This is a genomic window from Baekduia sp. Peel2402 (assembly GCF_052567285.1).
Genome location: NZ_CP199582.1, coordinates 2,660,587 through 2,677,430 on the forward strand (window position 1 = coordinate 2,660,587; position 16,844 = coordinate 2,677,430).

The 16,844-nt window shown below is 71.3% G+C and carries 17 protein-coding genes; 6 read left to right on the top strand and 11 right to left on the bottom strand.

Annotation, left to right across the window (positions count from 1 at the left end):
• Positions 1–2 precede the first annotated feature (2 nt).
• On the bottom strand, positions 3–521 hold the full coding sequence (locus ACT01A_RS13030) for a hypothetical protein (protein WP_445152687.1): 519 nt from the start codon (positions 519–521) through the stop codon (positions 3–5).
• 89 nt (positions 522–610) lie between these two features.
• Positions 611–1,126 (bottom strand): peptide-methionine (S)-S-oxide reductase MsrA, encoded by a 516-nt coding sequence (gene msrA / locus ACT01A_RS13035; RefSeq protein ID WP_445152688.1) that lies wholly within the window; start codon positions 1,124–1,126, stop codon positions 611–613.
• 79 nt (positions 1,127–1,205) lie between these two features.
• On the opposite strand from msrA, the gene ACT01A_RS13040 reads away from it, so the two are divergent.
• The gene (locus ACT01A_RS13040; protein WP_445152689.1) at positions 1,206–2,000 is read left to right on the top strand and encodes a class I SAM-dependent methyltransferase; all 795 of its coding nucleotides are present in this window, start codon (positions 1,206–1,208) and stop codon (positions 1,998–2,000) included.
• 20 nt (positions 2,001–2,020) lie between these two features.
• Positions 2,021–3,574: a M1 family metallopeptidase gene (locus tag ACT01A_RS13045; protein WP_445152690.1), complete on the top strand. Its 1,554-nt coding sequence runs from the start codon at positions 2,021–2,023 to the stop codon at positions 3,572–3,574.
• 59 nt (positions 3,575–3,633) lie between these two features.
• Here ACT01A_RS13045 and ACT01A_RS13050 read toward each other — a convergent pair whose 3' ends face one another.
• The 5 genes from ACT01A_RS13050 to ACT01A_RS13070 are packed head-to-tail and all read right to left on the bottom strand — an operon-like array spanning position 3,634 to position 7,757.
• Positions 3,634–4,857, bottom strand: coding sequence for an ABC transporter permease (locus ACT01A_RS13050; protein WP_445152691.1), 1,224 nt, complete (start codon positions 4,855–4,857; stop codon positions 3,634–3,636).
• Positions 4,854–5,546, bottom strand: coding sequence for an ABC transporter ATP-binding protein (locus ACT01A_RS13055; protein ID WP_445152692.1), 693 nt, complete (start codon positions 5,544–5,546; stop codon positions 4,854–4,856). Before ACT01A_RS13055 ends, ACT01A_RS13050 begins: the two co-directional genes overlap by 4 nt.
• Entirely contained in the window at positions 5,543–6,604 is a 1,062-nt protein-coding gene (locus tag ACT01A_RS13060; RefSeq protein ID WP_445152693.1) for a hypothetical protein, read from the bottom strand. Before ACT01A_RS13060 ends, ACT01A_RS13055 begins: the two co-directional genes overlap by 4 nt.
• Positions 6,601–7,113, bottom strand: coding sequence for a hypothetical protein (locus ACT01A_RS13065; protein WP_445152694.1), 513 nt, complete (start codon positions 7,111–7,113; stop codon positions 6,601–6,603). Before ACT01A_RS13065 ends, ACT01A_RS13060 begins: the two co-directional genes overlap by 4 nt.
• Before the next feature lie 5 nt (positions 7,114–7,118).
• Positions 7,119–7,757, bottom strand: a complete 639-nt coding sequence (locus ACT01A_RS13070; RefSeq protein ID WP_445152695.1) for a M15 family metallopeptidase — start codon at positions 7,755–7,757, stop codon at positions 7,119–7,121.
• Positions 7,758–7,844: 87 nt separating this feature from the next.
• On the opposite strand from ACT01A_RS13070, the gene ACT01A_RS13075 reads away from it, so the two are divergent.
• Together ACT01A_RS13075 and ACT01A_RS13080 are read left to right on the top strand one after the other, a co-directional pair.
• Complete coding sequence (locus ACT01A_RS13075; RefSeq protein WP_445152696.1) at positions 7,845–8,540, top strand: response regulator transcription factor; 696 nt, start codon at positions 7,845–7,847, stop codon at positions 8,538–8,540.
• The gene (locus ACT01A_RS13080) at positions 8,533–9,627 is read left to right on the top strand and encodes a sensor histidine kinase (RefSeq protein ID WP_445152697.1); all 1,095 of its coding nucleotides are present in this window, start codon (positions 8,533–8,535) and stop codon (positions 9,625–9,627) included. Before ACT01A_RS13075 ends, ACT01A_RS13080 begins: the two co-directional genes overlap by 8 nt.
• A 19-nt stretch (positions 9,628–9,646) precedes the next feature.
• Here ACT01A_RS13080 and ACT01A_RS13085 read toward each other — a convergent pair whose 3' ends face one another.
• Entirely contained in the window at positions 9,647–10,765 is a 1,119-nt protein-coding gene (locus ACT01A_RS13085) for a SecDF P1 head subdomain-containing protein (protein ID WP_445152698.1), read from the bottom strand.
• Between the two features lie 48 nt (positions 10,766–10,813).
• Here ACT01A_RS13085 and ACT01A_RS13090 point away from each other — a divergent pair, with 48 nt between their 5' ends.
• Positions 10,814–11,233 carry a DUF1810 domain-containing protein gene (locus ACT01A_RS13090; protein WP_445152699.1) on the top strand — a complete coding sequence of 140 codons (420 nt, stop codon included), beginning with the start codon at positions 10,814–10,816 and terminating at the stop codon, positions 11,231–11,233.
• Here the strand turns inward: ACT01A_RS13090 and ACT01A_RS13095 are convergent.
• A complete protein-coding gene (locus ACT01A_RS13095) occupies positions 11,230–13,203 on the bottom strand; it encodes a hypothetical protein (RefSeq protein WP_445152700.1) in 1,974 nt (657 codons plus the stop codon). The genes ACT01A_RS13090 and ACT01A_RS13095 overlap by 4 nt on opposite strands.
• Positions 13,204–13,355: 152 nt before the next feature.
• Between ACT01A_RS13095 and pyk the strand changes: the two genes are divergently transcribed.
• Entirely contained in the window at positions 13,356–14,771 is a 1,416-nt protein-coding gene (pyk, locus tag ACT01A_RS13100) for a pyruvate kinase (protein WP_445152701.1), read from the top strand.
• Here the strand turns inward: pyk and ACT01A_RS13105 are convergent.
• Together ACT01A_RS13105 and ACT01A_RS13110 are read right to left on the bottom strand one after the other, a co-directional pair.
• On the bottom strand, positions 14,768–15,427 hold the full coding sequence (locus ACT01A_RS13105) for a TVP38/TMEM64 family protein (protein ID WP_445152702.1): 660 nt from the start codon (positions 15,425–15,427) through the stop codon (positions 14,768–14,770). The two genes, pyk and ACT01A_RS13105, sit on opposite strands and share 4 nt — an antisense overlap.
• Positions 15,428–15,464: 37 nt before the next feature.
• Positions 15,465–16,844 (bottom strand): ABC1 kinase family protein, encoded by a 1,380-nt coding sequence (locus ACT01A_RS13110; RefSeq protein ID WP_445152703.1) that lies wholly within the window; start codon positions 16,842–16,844, stop codon positions 15,465–15,467.

Here is a 16,844-nt window from a genome sequence, read left to right on the forward strand (position 1 = left end):
CGTCAGCGGCGCAGCCAGGTGTCCGGACGATTGGGCGGCAGCAGGCTGACGAGGATCAGGATCACGACCGTCGCGCCGAAGTACTGGTACAACGACGCGGTGCCCTCGAACTGGCCGGTCGCGGTCTGCCCGAAGGCGAGGGACGCGAACGTGATCAGCGCGATCGCCAGCGCGACCTGGAGCAGCGACTTGTGCCGATGGGGCAGGAACTCGCCGCGCAGCAGGCTGGCGACCATCACCACGAAGACGCCGAACTCCAGCACGCCGAGGATCACCCACGCGGCGTCGGTGCCGGGGATCGTGTGCAGGAACGACTCCGAGAACTGCTTCTTGATCCCCGCGGGCGCGTGGCCGTTCTCGTCGAAGAGCTTCTCCTTGCCGGAGTAGAACATCAACCCGCCGACCATCAGGTAGACGCCGGCGATCGTCGCCCAATACGCCACGCCATCCCACACCGAGCCCTGCCCGACCACGGCGCCGGCTCGACGGCCCTCGGGACCTTGCTGCTGGAGATCGCTCATGGACGTAGAACACCGCCGCGCAGGCGCAACGCGCCTCACCCGACGCGGGTGAGACCTCGGTCGGCCCGGTCATCGACCCGATCGCCGGATCAGGTCGCGGTCTGTCGGTGAGGCAGCTTCCAGCCCGGCCGCGGGAAGTGGCAGGTGTAGCCGTTGGGGTAGTGCTGGAGGTAGTCCTGGTGCTCGGCCTCGGCCTCCCAGAAGGGGACGGCCTCGCTGATCTCGGTCACGACCTTGTCGGGCCACAGGCCTGAGGCGTCGACGTCGGCGATCGTGTCCTGGGCGACTTGGCGTTGCTCGTCGTTGGTGTAGAAGATCTCCGAGCGGTAGCTGGAGCCGATGTCGTTGCCCTGGCGGTCCTTGGTCGTCGGGTCGTGGATCTGGAAGAAGAACTCCAGGATGTCGCGGTAGGAGATGCGCTCGGGATCGAAGACGATCTCGACGGCCTCGGCGTGGCCCGGATGGTTGCGGTAGGTCGGGTTCTCGTTGCTCCCACCGGTGTAGCCAACCCTCGTGGAGATCACCCCGTCACGCGCGCGCAGGAGCTCCTGGACTCCCCAGAAGCAGCCGCCCGCCAGGATCGCGGTCTCGGCGTTGTCGCTCATCGCTCTCTCTCTCCTCATTCCGAAGCTCGGTGTCCGCGCAGTCTGGCGCATTCCCCGCGTCGCCACCTAGGATCGGGACATGCGCGACACGCCGGCCGGCGACTTCGACTACGAGGCCAACGGCAGCGGGTACGCCGTGCGCCGGCAGCCCGACCCGCGCATCGCCGCGTTCCTGCACGCCGCGCTCGGAGACGCGCGCACGGTCATCAACGTCGGCGCGGGCGCCGGGTCCTACGAGCCGGAAGACCGTCATGTCGTCGCGGTCGAGCCCTCGGCGACGATGCGCGCGCAGCGACCCCATCATCTTGCTCCCGCGCTGGACGCGACGGCCGAGCGGCTGCCGTTCGACGAGGACAGCTTTGACGCCGCGATGGCGACGATCACCATCCACCAGTGGAACGACCTCGACGCCGGGCTGCGCGAGCTGCGCCGCGTCACCCGCGGGCCGATCGCGATCCTCACCTTCGACGGCGACGCGCTGCAACGCTTCTGGCTGAACGAGTACGTCCCCGAGGTCATCGCCACCGAGCGCGTGCGGTTCCCGGCCATCGACCACGTTGTAGGGGTTCTCGGCGGCGCCGTCGAGGTCCTCGACGTCCCGATCCCGATCGACTGCACCGACGGCTTCGGCGAGGCCTACTACGCCCGCCCTGAGGCGTTCCTGGCCGAGGACGTCCGCGCCGCACAGTCCGGCTGGGTCCTGACCGACCCCGCCGCCGTCGCCCGCGGCGTCGCCCACCTCGCCGACGACCTCGCCTCCGGCGCCTGGGACGAGCGCCACGGCCACCTGCGCACCCAGCCCGAGCACATCGGCGCCGTGCGGCTCGTCGTCGCGCGCCAATATGTCGGACCCGAACCTTGCGGCGGTCAGTGAAGGCCGCTTAGTGTCGGTCCATGAGAAGACTTCTCGCGTGTGCCCTCGCCGCCTGCGGGCTGGCGGCAGCGCTTCCCGTCGCCGCCCTCGCGGCGGCCGACACGCCGACGCCCGGCGCCGCCGGGATCGGCGACCGCCTGTTCCCGACGCTCGGCAACGGCGGCTACGACGTCCAGCACTACGACCTGGACCTGCGCTACGCCACGTCCGCCCCGTCCCAGGCGATCGACGGCACCGTGACGATCGCGGCGGTCGCGACGCAGTCGCTGTCGCGCTTCGATCTCGACTTCGCCGGGGACTCCGTCGGCGGCGTCTCGGTCAACGGCGCGCCCGCGACGTTCACCCGCGACGGCGATGAGCTGGTCATCACGCCGCGCCGGCCGCTGCGCAAGGGCCTGCCGTTCCTCGTCCAGGTCTCGCACTACACCGCCCATCCGGCCGTGCCCAACCCGGACGAGCTTCTGTCGACCGCGTTCTTCATCACGCCCGACGGCTCGGCGACCGCCGGCCAGCCCGACGGCACGCACGTGTTCCTGCCCTCCAACGACCATCCGCGCGACAAGGCGTCGTACACGATCCGCTTCGACGTCCCGGCCGGGACCAACGCCTACGCCAACGGCGTGCTGCTGACCAAGTACACGTTCCGCGGGCGCACGCACTACATCTACCTCCAGCGCCAGCCGATGGCGACCGAGCTCGTCCAGCTGGCCGTCGGCCGCTACCAGGCGATCCCGCGCGGCGTGCACGACGGGATCATCGTCCGCGACGCGATCGCGCCGAGCCTCTCGGGCCTCCTGGCCGACAAGCTGCCGACCGAGTTGGGGCACTTGGACTGGATGCAGCAGCAGGTCGGCGACTACCCGTTCGACGCCTACGGGTCGCTCGTGGTCGACGCGACGCTCGGCTTCGCGCTGGAGACCCAGACGCTGTCGTTGTACGACAAGCCGTGGTTCGACGGCACCTACGGCGGCCAGGGCGTGTGGGAGCCGACGATGGTCCACGAGCTGTCGCACATGTGGTTCGGCGACAGCGTCGCGCCCTACTCGTGGGACGACCTGTGGCTCAACGAGGGCCACGCCACCTGGTACGAGTGGACCTTCGCCGCCGCCAACGGCGAGTTGGAGGAGGACATCGGGATCGCCGACTTCGAGGAGCTCATGGAGGTCCTCTACTCCCTCGGCGACCAGTACCGCGCCGACCACGGCCCCGTCGGCCGCCCAATCAGCGGCAACCCCGATGACCTGTTCAGCGTCCAGCCCTACTTTGGCGGCGCGCTCGTGTTGTACGCCTTGCGCCAACAGATCGGCACCGACGCGTTCGTGCGCCTGGAGCGTGCCTGGGTCTCGCGCAACCGCAACGGCGTGGCCTCGACGCAGGACTTCATCAAGCTGGCCTCGCAGATCAGCGGCCAGAACCTGACGACGTTCCTCAACGACTGGGTCTACGGCACGACGACCCCGCCGATGCCCGGCCACCCGGACTGGGAGGTCAGCCCGGTCGACTCCGCCGCGGCCAAGCAGCAGACGCTCGCCGCGCCGCAGCTGACCGCGCCGCTCATGCGGGGCAAGCGCTAGGACTACGAGGAAACCACCGCGAGGGAGGGCTTGCAGCTGCGGCCCTCCCTCGCCTGTCCTCACGCCGTGCGCAACGCCACGGTCGGCGGCATCCGAGAGGCCCGAACGGCCGGCAGCAGACCGGCGAACGCGCCGATCAGGATCGCTGAGGCGATGCCGCCCGACCACGCCTCGACGGGGATGACGAGCGCCCAGCCCTTCGTGCTGGCGTAGATCGCCGTCGCGGCGATCCCGGCCAGCACGCCGACGACGCCACCGATGAGCGCGAGCAGGATCGATTCGGTGAGGAACTGGGTCCGGATCTGGGCCTTCGTCGCGCCGAGCGCACGGCGCAGGCCGATCTCCGAGCGGCGTTCGAGCACCGAGATGATCATGATGTTGGCGACGCCGACGGCGCCGACGATCAGCGCCACCACCCCGAGCCCGAGGAACAGGCTGTCGAACGCCCCCGCCGCGGCGGCGCGGGCGGTGAGCACGTCGGACGGCTGGCTGACGTTGACCTCGTCGGGCGCCTCGGGGTTGGCGGTCGGCGCCAGCAGCGCCTGCACCGCCGCGACGTGGTCGGTGCTCGCGCGCGTGTAGATCGAGCTTGGCGGGCCCGCCTGCTGCTCGCCGCCGACCATGCTGATGTACCCCAAGTACCGCTGAGCGGCCGGATAGCCGACCAAGGCGCTGTTGTCAATGTCGGGCTCCAGCGGCGAGGGCTCCAGGACGCCAGTGACGTTGAACCACTGGCCTCCCAGCCAGATGCGCTGGTCGGGGAAGACCCGGTCGATGGCCAGCCGTCGCGCGGCGGCCGCGCCGAGCACGGCGACCGGTTCGCGGCCGGTCGCGGGGTTCAGCCAGGCGCCGCGCGCCAGGCCGGTGTTGAGCACGGCGAGCAGGTTCAGGCTGGTGGCCCGCACTTGCAATCCGCCGGTGTTGGTCGCCGGGATCATCCGGCTGCGGTAGACGCCCTTGCCCTTCACCAGGCCGGTGTGCGCGAGCGCCTGGACGTCGCCGAGGTGCGTGATCCGCGCCGGGGCTTCGAGGGGCAGCTGCGACGGCTGCCCGGTGATGCTCTGGCCGGCTTCGAGGGTCAGCATGTTCGTGCCGAGCCGGTCGATCTGGGCGAGCAGCCCGGCCTGCGAGGAGGACGAGAGCCCGAGGACCGCCACGATCGCGGCGGTTCCGATCGCGATCCCGAGCGCGGACAGCGCGGCGCGCAGCGGTCGGGCGCGCAAGCCGACGCTCGCCACCCGCAGCCCGTCCTTGAAAGGCAATCGCCCGCCCGCGGCGCTCACGGCGTCGCTCCCTCGTCGGCGACGACCTCGCCGTCCAGCACCCGGATCCGGCGTGGCAGCTGATCGGCGAGGCCGGCGTCGTGGGTGATCATGATGATCGTGGCGCCCTCGGCGTTGAGCTCGCGGATGAGCGCCATGATCGACGCGCCGGTGGCGCTGTCGAGGTTGCCGGTCGGCTCGTCGGCCAGGACGATCGCCGGCCGGCCGACGAGCGCCCGGGCGATCGCCACGCGCTGGCGCTCGCCGCCGGAGATCTTGGTGGGCTTGAACGTCGCACGGTGCGAGAGGCCGACGCGCTCGAGCGCCTCGTCGGCGCGCGCGTAGCGCTCGGCGGCAGAGACACCCGCGTAGAGCAGGCCGTCGGCGACGTTCTCCCGCACCGTGGCGTGCTCGGCCAGGAAGAACTGCTGGAAGACGAACCCGATCTCCCGCGCCCGCAGCAGCGACAGCTCGCGGTCGCTGCGCGCCGCGGCGTCGATCCCGCTGATCCGGACCACGCCGCTGCTGGGTCGCTCCAGCGTCCCGATGACGTGCAAGAGCGTGGACTTGCCCGACCCTGAGGGCCCGACGATGGCCACCAGCTCGCCCCGCCGCACGGAGAAGGACACCCCGCGCAGGGCGAGCACCGGAGGCTCCTCGCCGTAGACCTTGGTCACCCCATCGAGTTCCAGCACTTGCTCGCCGCTCACGACGCCGGCACCACGACCGCGTCGCCTGCGCGCAGGTCGCCCGCGACCTGGACCCGCCCGCCGCCGGTGTCGAACAGCCCCAGCCGCACCGCGACCAGCTCGCGTCGATCACCAGCGCGCACGACCTCGACGGCGAACCCGCCGCCGGACTTGCCGACCAGCGCGGTGACCGGGACGCTCAGGGCGTCGTCAACGCCCTTGGTCGTGATGTCCACCGCGACCGGGGCGCGGTCGAGCCCGCGCGCCTTGGCGGGGTCGTCGAGGGTGATGAACGTCGGGATGGTCGCGTCGGCCGCCTGGCCGCCCTGCGCATCCGGGGTCTGGGCGACGCGTCCGAACCGCGCGACCCGGCCCGTCACCGGCGTGTTGCCCGGCAGCGTGATCTGGGCGCGATCGCCCTTCTTGACGTCACCCTGCTGGGAAGGGTCGAGCTGGATCTGCACCTGCGGCGTGTCGGATGTGGCGGTCAGCACGGAAGCGCCCGGCGCGGCGGATCCACCGACCTGGCCGGTGACCTTGGCGATCCGGGCCGCCTCGGGCAGGAAGACCGCGTCGCCGAGGCCCAGCGCGCCGGCCTTGTCAATGCCTTTGCGTTGCTGGAGCCTTTCAAGGGCCCGCTTGGTCTTGGTGGTGAACGCGGCGCCGGCGCGCACGCGCAGGTTGCGGTTGAGCTGGCGGACGTCGCGGCCCTTCATGCCCACGCGCAGCGCGCGGTAGGCGGGCAGCGTGCCGCACAGCAGCACCACCGGCCTGTCGTCCACCCGGTAGAGCACGCCGCCGCAGCCGATCCGGTCGCCGTTCTCGGGCAACATGGTGTACATGCCGCGGGCCTGGTTGACCACCGCGTAGGGCGAGCCGTCCGCGCGCGCCCGGTAGGTCAGGATCCCGTCCTGGGAGACCATCGCCGAGAGCTCCCCGCGCTCGACCTTCACGGTGTCTGCCGCCGCCGACGCGTCGGCCGCCGCGGCCTGGTGCCCGGGTCCCGTGAGAGCGACCGTCCCGCCAACCGCCGCGACCAGTACGGCGGCCGCCGACAGCGCCCAGCGCGTGCGCCTCACCCCTGGCCTCCCGCGGCCGTCTCCAGGGAAGCGCGGCACTTCGCGATCGCGGCGTTGAGGATCGTCATCCCGCCCGGCCGGTTGGACGACGGGATCTTGTAGGTGTTGATGACCGGCTCGCCGTTGACGGGGTCTGGGAAGTCCTTGACGCCGTTGTCGCGGATGCACTGGGCGAACTGGAGGCTCGCCGATTGCTGCTTGGAGCTCCGCTTCGAGCTCAGCGTGCCCGGCGGTTGCAGGTCCTTGCAGGCCGTGGTCGCCCGTTGCCAGACCGTCGCGCTCACGCTGACCCCGTACTCGAAGTCGTTCTTGGCGTTCGGGTCGGGGAAGTCGCGGACGCCGTGCGCGCGGATGCACTCGGCGAACTTCACCGCCTTGTCGCGCGCGGTGAGCTTCGTGCTCGCGGTGCTCGTGGTGGTCGCGGTCTCCGTCGGCGCATCCGATCCGCAGCCCGCGCCGATCAGGGCGACGAGCGCGAGGGCGGCCAATGGCTGGAGCTTGTTCATCATGTCGGTCACTTCTGCATCCGTGGGTCGTGGGTGGGGTCGGCGTAGGTGGGTGGGCAGCCGTTGCCGGCGGCCTGCGGGCGCAGCTCGAAGTGCCAGGGCTCGTTGCCGTAGATCCGGCAGAGCCCGTATTGGGCACCGCGCTCGGACAGCCACGCGGCGGCCGCGGAGGGTCCGAGGTCGACCGCGTTGCCCGACACGTGCTCGGAGGTGTCGGGCGTGGCGACCCAGCGGGCCGCCTCCGCGGCCGATCCGTACTTCGAGACCGCCTCGTCGAGCAGGTGCTGCTGGTAGTCGGCAGAGCGCCATCCGCTGTCGACGACGAACGAGACGCCGTCGGCGGCGGCGTCCGCGGCCGCCTGGCGCAGGGCGCTGAGCAGCGCGGGATCGAGCTTGGCCACGCCCGGGACGTCGTCGTCGAAAACCGACGTTCCGTCGGGGATGGCGCCGTCCGTCAGGCCGAGCGCGGCGCGCCGGGGCTCCCCCAACAGCGCGGGGAGCGGCGACGTGGCCGAAGACGAGGACCCCGGGTCCCGATGGCCGAGGGCCACGACGATCGCGGCGAGGACGACGAGCAGGCCGACGACCCGCCGCTTGCGGATCCGGATCGGCCGGGCCGCCGTTCGAACTGGCTGGCTGTAGGTCACGGCGGCCATTTCAGGCCGCGGGCTGTTGCCGGCGCGTATGCGGTTTTCGATACGCCCGCGATATGCGCCGGCTCGTAGCATCGGTGCGTGCGCGTGTTGATCGTCGAGGACGAGCCCTACATGGCGGATGCGATCCGCGACGGTCTGCGCCTGGAGGCGATCGCGGCCGACATCGCCGGCGATGGCGACACCGCGCTCGAGCTGCTGAGCATCAACACCTACGACATCGCCGTCCTCGACCGCGACATCCCCGGGCCCTCCGGCGACGAGGTCGCCCGGCGCATCGTCGCCACCGGGAGCGGCATGCCGATCCTCATGCTCACCGCCGCCGACCGCCTCGACGACAAGACCTCCGGCTTCGAGCTCGGCGCCGACGACTACCTCACCAAGCCGTTCGACCTCCGTGAGCTCGTGCTGCGCCTGCGGGCGCTTGACCGCCGGCGGGCGCACAGCCGGCCGCCGGTGCGGGAGATCGCCGGCCTGCGGCTGGACCCGTTTCGCCGGGAGGTCTTCCGCGACGGCCGCTACGTCGCGCTGACCCGCAAGCAGTTCGCCGTGCTCGAAGTGCTCGTCGCCGCCGAAGGCGGGGTCGTCAGCGCCGAGGAACTGCTCAACCGCGCGTGGGACGAGAACGCGGACCCGTTCACCAACGCCGTGCGGATCACGGTCTCGGCCTTGCGCAAGCGCCTCGGCGAGCCGTCGATCATCGCCACCGTGCCCGGCGCCGGGTACCGCATCGACACGCACCCCGGCGACGGCCAGGAAGGAGGCGACCGTGGATAGGGCGCCCGGGCTGAGCGTCCGCCTCAAGCTCACGCTCAGCTACGCCGGCTTCCTCATGCTCGCCGGCGCCCTGTTGCTCGCCGTCGTGTGGGTGTTCCTCCTGCGCTACGTCCCCGATCGCGCGTTCTTGCGCAGCGCCGACACCATGGTCCCCGGCGTCTTCCCCGTCCGCTCCAACCTCCTGCACGTCTTTGCTCCGAGAGCCGCCGCGGCGCTGGTCTTCCTGCTGGTGCTCGGCCTCGCGGGAGGCTGGATCCTCGCCGGCCGCATGCTCGCGCCGCTGACGCGCATCACGGACGCCACGCGCACCGCGGCGACCGGATCGCTCGGCCACCGGATCGATCTCCCGGGCCGCAACGACGAGTTCCGCGAGCTCGCCGACGCCTTCGACGCGATGCTCGCCCGGCTCGAGGCGCACGTCGCCGAGCAGCAGCGGTTCGCCGCCAATGCCTCCCACGAGCTGCGCACGCCGCTGGCGATCACGCAGACCCTGCTCGACGTCGCCCGCAACGACGAGGACCACGCCAACGGCGAGCTCGTCGACCGCCTCCACGCCGTCAACGCCCGCGCGATCGACCTCACCGAAGCGCTGCTCCTGCTCAGCCGCTCAGATCAACGGTCCTTCACCCCAGAACACGTCGACCTGTCGCTCATGGCCGAGGAAGCCACCGAGACGCTCCTGCCCCTCGCCGAAGAGCGCGGCGTCACCGTCGAGACCGCGGGCGACACGGCCCCCACGATCGGCTCACCGGCGCTCCTGCTCCAGATGGCGACCAACCTCGTGCACAACGCGATCGTCCACAACATGCCCGAACAGGGCGCCGTGTGGGTCACGACCAGCGTCGGCCCTGGAACCGTGGTGCTCGCCGTCGAGAACACCGGCGCCAAGCTCACCCCGCAGTTGGCCACCACGTTGGTCGAGCCCTTCCGCCGCGGCACCGACCGCATCCGCACCAATCACACAGGCGTCGGCCTCGGCCTGGCGATCGTCAAGAGCATCGCCCTGGCCCACGACGGAGCGCTCACCCTCACGCCCCGCGCCGGCGGCGGGCTCTGCGTCACGGTGACCCTCCCCGCGACGGCGTGACGCGCTTCGCCGTCCGGGGTCACGGCTCCTCGCGCACGAGCCGCAGCGCGAGGGGAAGCGGACCGGTGCGCAGCGTCGCCGCCAGCTGCTTGGCGCTGGCCATCGTGAACGAGCCCGCGATCTGCGACCCGTTCTCGCCGTCGATCCCGTCCGGGTTCTGCTGCGGGTCGATGTAGGGGACCGAGATCAGCTCGTCGTCGAGGACCATCGCGAAGTGGTTGGCGAAGTTCGAGGCGGGCTGGCCCGGCAGGGCCGCCGCCTGGCCGCGCCGCGAGATCTCGCGCGTGACCTTCTGCCACTTCTTCTTGCCCTCGTCGGTGAAGTTGAAGGTGATCGTCGGCTGGCCGGTCAGCTCATCCGTGTTCTGCTCGGGGTCCTTGATGTCGCGGCCGAGCAGGTCCGGATCGTCCTCGAGGATGAAGTAGGCGTTGCTCGCCAGCGCCCGCGAGGCCTTGTCCGCGTGATCGAACTCGGCCTGGACGACGACGTAGCCCCGCGGGACCTCGACCGACCGCGCCGGTCGTTTGCCCGCGCTCCGGCAGGAGACACGAAGCGCCGCCGCGGTCGGCCGCGGGCCGCAGACGACCGCGCGGGCGCGCGCGTCGACGCCGTACCAGAGGCCCGACGTGGTGTCGTCGGGCTCCGCGGTCGCCTTGCAGTTGGCGGCCGCCTTCGTGACCGCCTTGTAATAGCTCAACGACCCGGAGCCCGGCTGGCCGGCCATGACGCCGCCCGTGACCGACGGGTCCGTGGGCGCCGCCTTGCACTCGGGGCTGCGCACGTCCTTCTCCCAGGCATAGAGCACCAGCCGGCCCGTCGCCGTCGGCGGGGAGCAGCCGTCGCAGGAGACGACGACGCGCCCGCGCTCGACCTTGGAGTCGATCGTCTGCCCCAACGCGTCACCGCGACTCTGGACGACCTGGGCGGTCCGGGCGAGCGACGCGGACGTGACCCGAGGGCCGCCGCTGTAGGGCTCGGCGGCGAAGGTCCAGGTCGTCGCACCGCCACGTGTCGCCTCGGGCGCGGCGTCGCGCGCGGGCGGCGACGCGCCGTCGTCTCCGCACCCGGAGAGGCCGCCAAGCAGGACCATCGCGGCCATCGCCGCCGCCGGGAACGTCCGCTGAGCGTTGAGCAGCATGCCGCACCCTATCCGGTCGCCGGGCGGCCGATCGGCGATCATCGGGGAATGAGCGACCCCTACGACTTGGACCGCTTCGTCACCGCGCAGGACGCGCACGACACCTACGCCAACGCGCTGGCCGAGCTGCGCGCCGGTCGCAAGACGTCGCACTGGATGTGGTTCGTCTTCCCTCAGGCCGCGGGGCTCGGGCACAGCGCGATGGCGCAGAAGTACGCGATCGCCGATCTCGAAGAAGCGCGGGCGTACCTGGCGCACGAGACGCTCGGCCCGCGGCTGCGCGAGGCGACGGAGGCGATGCTGGAGAACGCGGGCACCAAGAGCGCGGAGGAGGTCCTCGGCGGCATCGACGCGATGAAGCTGCGCTCGTCGATGGACCTCTTCGCCCGGGCCGCGAGCGACGCAGACGACGACGCAGCGCTCTTCCGCGACGTCCTCGCCGCCTTCCCCGCGCCCGCCGCCGGCTAGTACCCCGGCGTCAGGCTCCAGCGCGCCGTCGTGTGCTCCATCCCCGCCAGGCCGGTGTTGACCGACAGGTCGTCGGTCGCCGTCGGCATCGACAGCGCGAGGTCGGCCGCGGTCGGGCGCAGGTCGTTGGTCGAGTTGCGCGAGTTGAACACCACCTTGGCCAGGCCCGGCCCGGCCGAGCCCGGACAGCCCTGGGGCTTGGCGCCGATGCCGGCCCAGACCACGTTGCCGAAGCTGACGTCGACCGCGTAGGCGGCGGTGACCGCGCCGGTCGGCGAGACCTGGAGTTCGAGGTCACCGCCGACGACGTCGGTGCCGGTGCCCTCGTAGCGGTACTCGCCGCAGACGCCCTGCGTCTGCGTGTCGCGCAGCGAGATCGACGCCGACGTCAGCTTGTACCAGGCGTTGCGCGACCCGTCCGGGAAGTCGTCCTGCGAGGTCCGCGTGAACCTCAGCGTCCCGTCGTACAACTGGTCGCCGATGCCGCCGAAGTACACGGAGTGCGCGTCCATCGTGCCCGAGTAGCTCACCGGCAAGTCCTCCTTCTTGACCGGGATCGACCCGTTGACGGTCTTCTTGCCGCCGCGCGAAACCACGACGACCTGCCAGGACGCGGTGCCCGGCTGACCCGGCGCCGTCAGCGTGAACGCGGCCGACCCGCCCGGGGCGAGCGACGCGCTGCCCGGCGCGATCGACGCCACGCCGGTCGCGGTCAGCGACCCCGGCACCGCGCCGCCGTCGCGCGCCTTGACGTTGTTGACCGTCACGGTCGCGGTCGCCCCCGGCTTCAGCTTGTCTGACGGCGACGCGCTCCCGTCGGCGGTCAGGCAGCCCTCCTCGTCGTACCAGTGCTTCTGGCCGCGCGGCAGCGCGATCGCCCGCAGGTACTCGATCGCCGCCACGTTGATGAGCTGCGTCGCGATGTAGGTCGCCATCATCGCCTTGTAGTCCAACAACGACAGGACGTCGACCTTCTCCTTGCCGGCCTTGGTCGACCACGTCCCGCTCGGCCCGGACACGCTCGCCGCGCCCTGCGTGGTGCCGAGCGCGAGGTCGCGCTCGATCGCGGCCTTCGTCCCGCCCGCGCCCTGCGCGCCGAGGATCGACTCCGTCCCGTACCCGTCCGCGCTGACGTTGCCGTAATAGGACTTGGTCTTCTGCCCGGTGCCGCCCGCGCTGAACTTGGCCTTCAGCGTGGTGTCGTCGATCTTGTACCACTTGCCGTCGTCGCCGACCTTGACGATGTAGGTCATCGCCGCCGACGCGGCCAGGTCGATCGACGTCGTCCCGTCCTTGGTCTTGATGTCGATTGACAGCGAGCCCGACGCCTCCAGCCGGCCTGCGACCGTGCCCGCCGCGCTCGGACACGCGGCCAAGATGTCGTCGAACGTCAGCTTGACCTTCGCCTTGCCCCCGTCGATCCCGGACGGCAGGTCGTCGCCGGCGCCGAGCGCGTCCAGCCCGCTGCGCGTCAGCTCGACCTCCGCCTCGGCCGCGACGTGCCACCCGCTGCGCCCGTCGTCGTAGGCGCCGATGTCCAGCGTCGCCTTCCCGCCCGCGCCCGCCGACCCGAACGACTGCGTCGTGACCTGCCCTGAAGGCGCCGCCGCGATCCCGGCCTTCTTCTGCCAGCCCTCCAGCGCCAGCGCCACGACCTTGCCGGTGCGCTTCTTGCCGACCCGCTTGTCCAGCTTCGCGCGCGCCTTGGGGACCAGCTCCAGCGCGGTCTGCAGCTGGTCGGTCAGCTGCGCCAGCTCGCCTTGGGCGCTGCGCGGCGCCGCGGCTGGCTTGGCGCCCGCCGGAAGCTTGAACGTGGTGCAGACGACCTTCTTGGCCGACTTCTTGGGCACCTGGCCGGCCTTGCACCCAGACGCCTGCTTCGCGGCCGCGCTCGCCGCCGTGTTGGGGACGAGGACGACGAGCGAAAGCGCGACGGCGAGCAACGCCGCCCGCCGGACCGGGGTGAGCATGTGCGACAGCTTGTCCGACCACGGGCGCGACCGCATCGGTGGTTCCACGGATCGACAGATCCGGCTCGTGCGTCGAACCGGCGCCTGATCGGGTCAGACGTTCACTAGGCCGCGACCGAATACGCGGTCGCGCGCAGTACCGTGATCTCCCGATGACCCGCCGCACGAAGATCGTCGCCACCATCGGGCCCGCCTCGGGCAACCCTGAGACGCTGGTACGGATGATCGAGGCGGGCATGGACGTCGCCCGGCTCAACTTCTCCCACGGCTCCCATGAGCAGCACGCGGAGACCGCGCAGCTCGTGCGCGACGCCGCCGGCCGCGCCGGCCGCCCGGTCGCGTTGTTGCAGGACCTGCCCGGTCCGAAGCTGCGCATCGGCCCGCTGGTCGAGGGCACCGTCGACCTCAAGGTCGGCGACAAGGTGGTCTTCGAGTGCGGCGTCGACGACGGCTCCGCCGGCGACGCCCGTCGCATGTCGATCTCCTGGGAAGGCCTGCCGCGCGCGATCTCGCCCGGCGAGGTCCTCTACCTGGCCGACGGCTCCGTGCGCCTGCGCGCGACCGCGGTGCGCGTGCAGGAGCTGGAGGTCGAGGCCGAGGTCGAGGTCGGCGGCTCGGTCTCCTCGCGCCAGGGGCTGAACATCCCCGGCCCCGCCGACGAGCTGCCGTCCGTGCCCGAGGAGGACTTCGCCCACCTGGAGGCCGGCCGCCGCATCGGCGTCGACATGGTGGCCTTGAGCTTCGTCCGCCGTCCCGAGGACGTGCTGACCGTCCGCGAGCACACGCGCGTGCCGCTGATCGCCAAGATCGAGAAGCCCCAGGCGGTCGACAACGCCGAGGCGATCGTGCGCGTCGCCGACTGCGTGATGGTCGCGCGCGGCGACTTGGGCATCGAGCTGCCGATCGAGGAGGTCCCGATCGTGCAGAAGAACCTGATCGCGCTGGCCGGTGCGCATGCCCGACCGGTGATCACCGCCACGCAGATGCTCGACTCGATGGTGACGTCGTCGCGGCCGACGCGCGCCGAGGTCGCCGACGTCGCCAACGCGATCCTCGACGGGACCGACGCCATCATGTTGTCCCAGGAGTCCGCGGTCGGCGCCCACCCGGTGGGCGCGATCGCGATGATGAACGCGATCGCGGTCCACACCGAGCGCCACGCGCCCTACCAGCGCTGGCTGGAGACGCGCGTCAAGCGCGACCACCGCGACCCGTCCTACACCGTCGCGCACGCCGCCTGTCGCGCGGCGATCGAGCTGGGGCTGGACGCGATCGTCGTCCCGACGCTGTCGGGCCGCAGCGCGCGGCTCGTGTCCGCCCACCGTCCCAACGTCCCCGTCTACGCGCTCTCCCCCGGCCGCGAGACCGTCCGCCGCTGCATGTTGATGTGGGGCGTTCAGGCCGCGTCGATGAAGCGCCACGAGGTGACCGAGGCGCTGATCACCGACGCCTGCCAGCGGGTCGTCGAGCTGGGCTGGTGCCGCAAGGGCATGCGCGTCGGCGTCACCGCGGGCCTGCCGTCCGGCCGCCCGGGGACGACGTCGCTGTTCCAGGTCCAGGAGCTCTAGGCAGCCCGCGCGGCGCGCAGGTCGCGGCGCGCGAGCAGCAGGCCGACGATGGCCATGACGATGAGAACGGCGAACGCCGCGATCGCCTCGGGCGAGCCGATGTCGTCGAGCGAGCCGCCGAGTGCGGTGTAGGCGAAGGCGCGGGGCGCGCACCCGATCGCGGTCGCGGCGGCGAAGGTGGTCAGCGCGATCGGCGAGAGCCCAGCCGCGTAGTTGACCATGCTGTACGGGACGCCCGGCACGATCCGCGCGTACAACACGGACAAGAACCCGCGGCGCCCGATGAAGGCGCGCAGCGCGCGCAGGCGCGCGCCTTGGAGCTGCTCGACGGCGTCGTGGGCGAGCCAGCGCGAGAGACTGAACGCCAGCGACGCGCCGAGCACCGCCGAGATGATCGAGATCGGCGTGCCGAGCCAGGTCCCGAAGAGCAGGCCGGACGCGCCCGCCAGCAGCGGGCCCGGGAAGAGCGCGGGCGTCAGCAGCGACGACACCGCGATGAACACGAGCGGTCCCGCGATCCCGTAGCCATCGACCCAGTCGCGCACGCGCTGGGCGGAGAGGTGGCCCGACGAGGCGACCACCACGAACGCGGCGACGACGATCGCCACGAGGATCCCGAGGCGCAGCAGCGCGCGGCCGCGCGAAGGAGGAGGCAACGGAGGGACCGGCGGCGCGTCGTCCGCGGAGGTCTGCTCAGCGGCGCGCGGCGAGGAACTCGGCCTCCTGGCGGCCGAGCTCGGTGACGGGCTCGTCGCCGTAGATCCACTCGCGCGCGATGCGGTGCCAGTTGGCGGTCGCGCGCAGCTGGGAGATCACCGCGAGCGTCAGCATCTCCAGGCGGCGGCCGAAGAGGTGGTCGGGCGGCAGCGTCTCGTGGCGCATCTTGCCCCACCAGCGCGAGCGCGGGTCGCTCATCTGGATCATCACCTCGGTGGCGATCTCCGGCGTGAGCGTCATCGTTGCGTCGAGCGTGTACCAGCCGGTGAGATCGTGGAACTGCTCCAGGATCGACTCCGGGTCGTAGTACTCCGGCTGTCCGAGCCAGCCGCCCTTGTGCAGGAACTCGATCAGCTCCTCGCCCTTGCCGTCGATGCCCAGGCGCTGGGTCTGGAGCTCGTACTCGGCGACCTCCGGCGAGATCCGCTTGAACAACCCGAAGTCCAGGAACGCCATGCGGCCGTCGTCTTGCAGCAGGCAGTTGCCCGGGTGCGGGTCGCCGCTGAACTGGTGGTGGCGGTACATCGACCCGAAGTAGAAGCGGAAGATGATCTCGCCGAGGCGGTCACGCTCGGCCTCCGGGCAGGTCTTGAACTCGTCGAACTTCCGGCCGGTGACGAACTCGCTGACGATCACGCGCTCGTGCGAGAGCGCCGTGTACACGTCGGGGATGAAGATGAAGGGGTGGCCCTTGTAGATGCGCGCGAGCGTGCGCTGGTTCTGGGCCTCGAGCTCGTAGTCGAGCTCCTCCTCGATCCGGCCGCGGATCTCGGCGCCCAGCTCTTGAGGGTCCAGGCCGGGGGCGACGGCCTTCATCAGCCGCAGGATCATCCCGAGGTTCTGCATGTCGCTGCGCACGGCGTTGTTGACGCCCGGGTACTGGACCTTGACCGCGACGTCCTTGCCGTCGTAGCGCGCGCGGTAGACCTGGCCGATCGAGGCGGCCGCGATCGGCGCCGGGTCGAAGGACTCAAAGACGTCGTCGAGCTTCTCGCCGTACTCCTGCTCCAGGACCTTCTTCATGTCCTTGAAGGAGACCTTCGGCGCAGCGTCGCGCAGTTTGGCCAGCTCGGCCTGGAACTCCTCGCGGAACTCCTCGGGGACGAGGCCGACGTCCAGGAAGGACATCACCTGCCCGAGCTTCATCGCCGCGCCCTTCATCGTGCCGAGCGCGGCGACGATCTGCTTGGCGGTCTCGATCTGCCGACGCGCCATCGCGTCCTGCGACGCCTTCTCGTCCCGCGTGAGGTTCATCGCCCGGGTTCCGGCCTGCTTTGCGCCCTGCGTCGCGGCGAGCCGGCCGACCTTCGCGGCACGGGCCCACCGCGAGGTCGGGATGCGATCGTCGCGAGCCAT

Bases quoted from the DNA above. Each gene is read 5' to 3' on its own strand.
- ACT01A_RS13085 (WP_445152698.1), bottom strand. From the start codon at position 10,765: ATGCTGCTCAACGCTCAGCGGACGTTCCCGGCGGCGGCGATGGCCGCG.
- ACT01A_RS13065 (WP_445152694.1), bottom strand. From the start codon at position 7,113: ATGATGAACAAGCTCCAGCCATTGGCCGCCCTCGCGCTCGTCGCCCTG.
- ACT01A_RS13030 (WP_445152687.1), bottom strand. From the start codon at position 521: ATGAGCGATCTCCAGCAGCAAGGTCCCGAGGGCCGTCGAGCCGGCGCC.
- ACT01A_RS13045 (WP_445152690.1), top strand. From the start codon at position 2,021: ATGAGAAGACTTCTCGCGTGTGCCCTCGCCGCCTGCGGGCTGGCGGCA.
- ACT01A_RS13095 (WP_445152700.1), bottom strand. From the start codon at position 13,203: ATGCTCACCCCGGTCCGGCGGGCGGCGTTGCTCGCCGTCGCGCTTTCG.
- ACT01A_RS13110 (WP_445152703.1), bottom strand. From the start codon at position 16,844: ATGGCTCGCGACGATCGCATCCCGACCTCGCGGTGGGCCCGTGCCGCG.
- ACT01A_RS13090 (WP_445152699.1), top strand. From the start codon at position 10,814: ATGAGCGACCCCTACGACTTGGACCGCTTCGTCACCGCGCAGGACGCG.
- pyk (WP_445152701.1), top strand. From the start codon at position 13,356: ATGACCCGCCGCACGAAGATCGTCGCCACCATCGGGCCCGCCTCGGGC.
- msrA (WP_445152688.1), bottom strand. From the start codon at position 1,126: ATGAGCGACAACGCCGAGACCGCGATCCTGGCGGGCGGCTGCTTCTGG.
- ACT01A_RS13040 (WP_445152689.1), top strand. From the start codon at position 1,206: ATGCGCGACACGCCGGCCGGCGACTTCGACTACGAGGCCAACGGCAGC.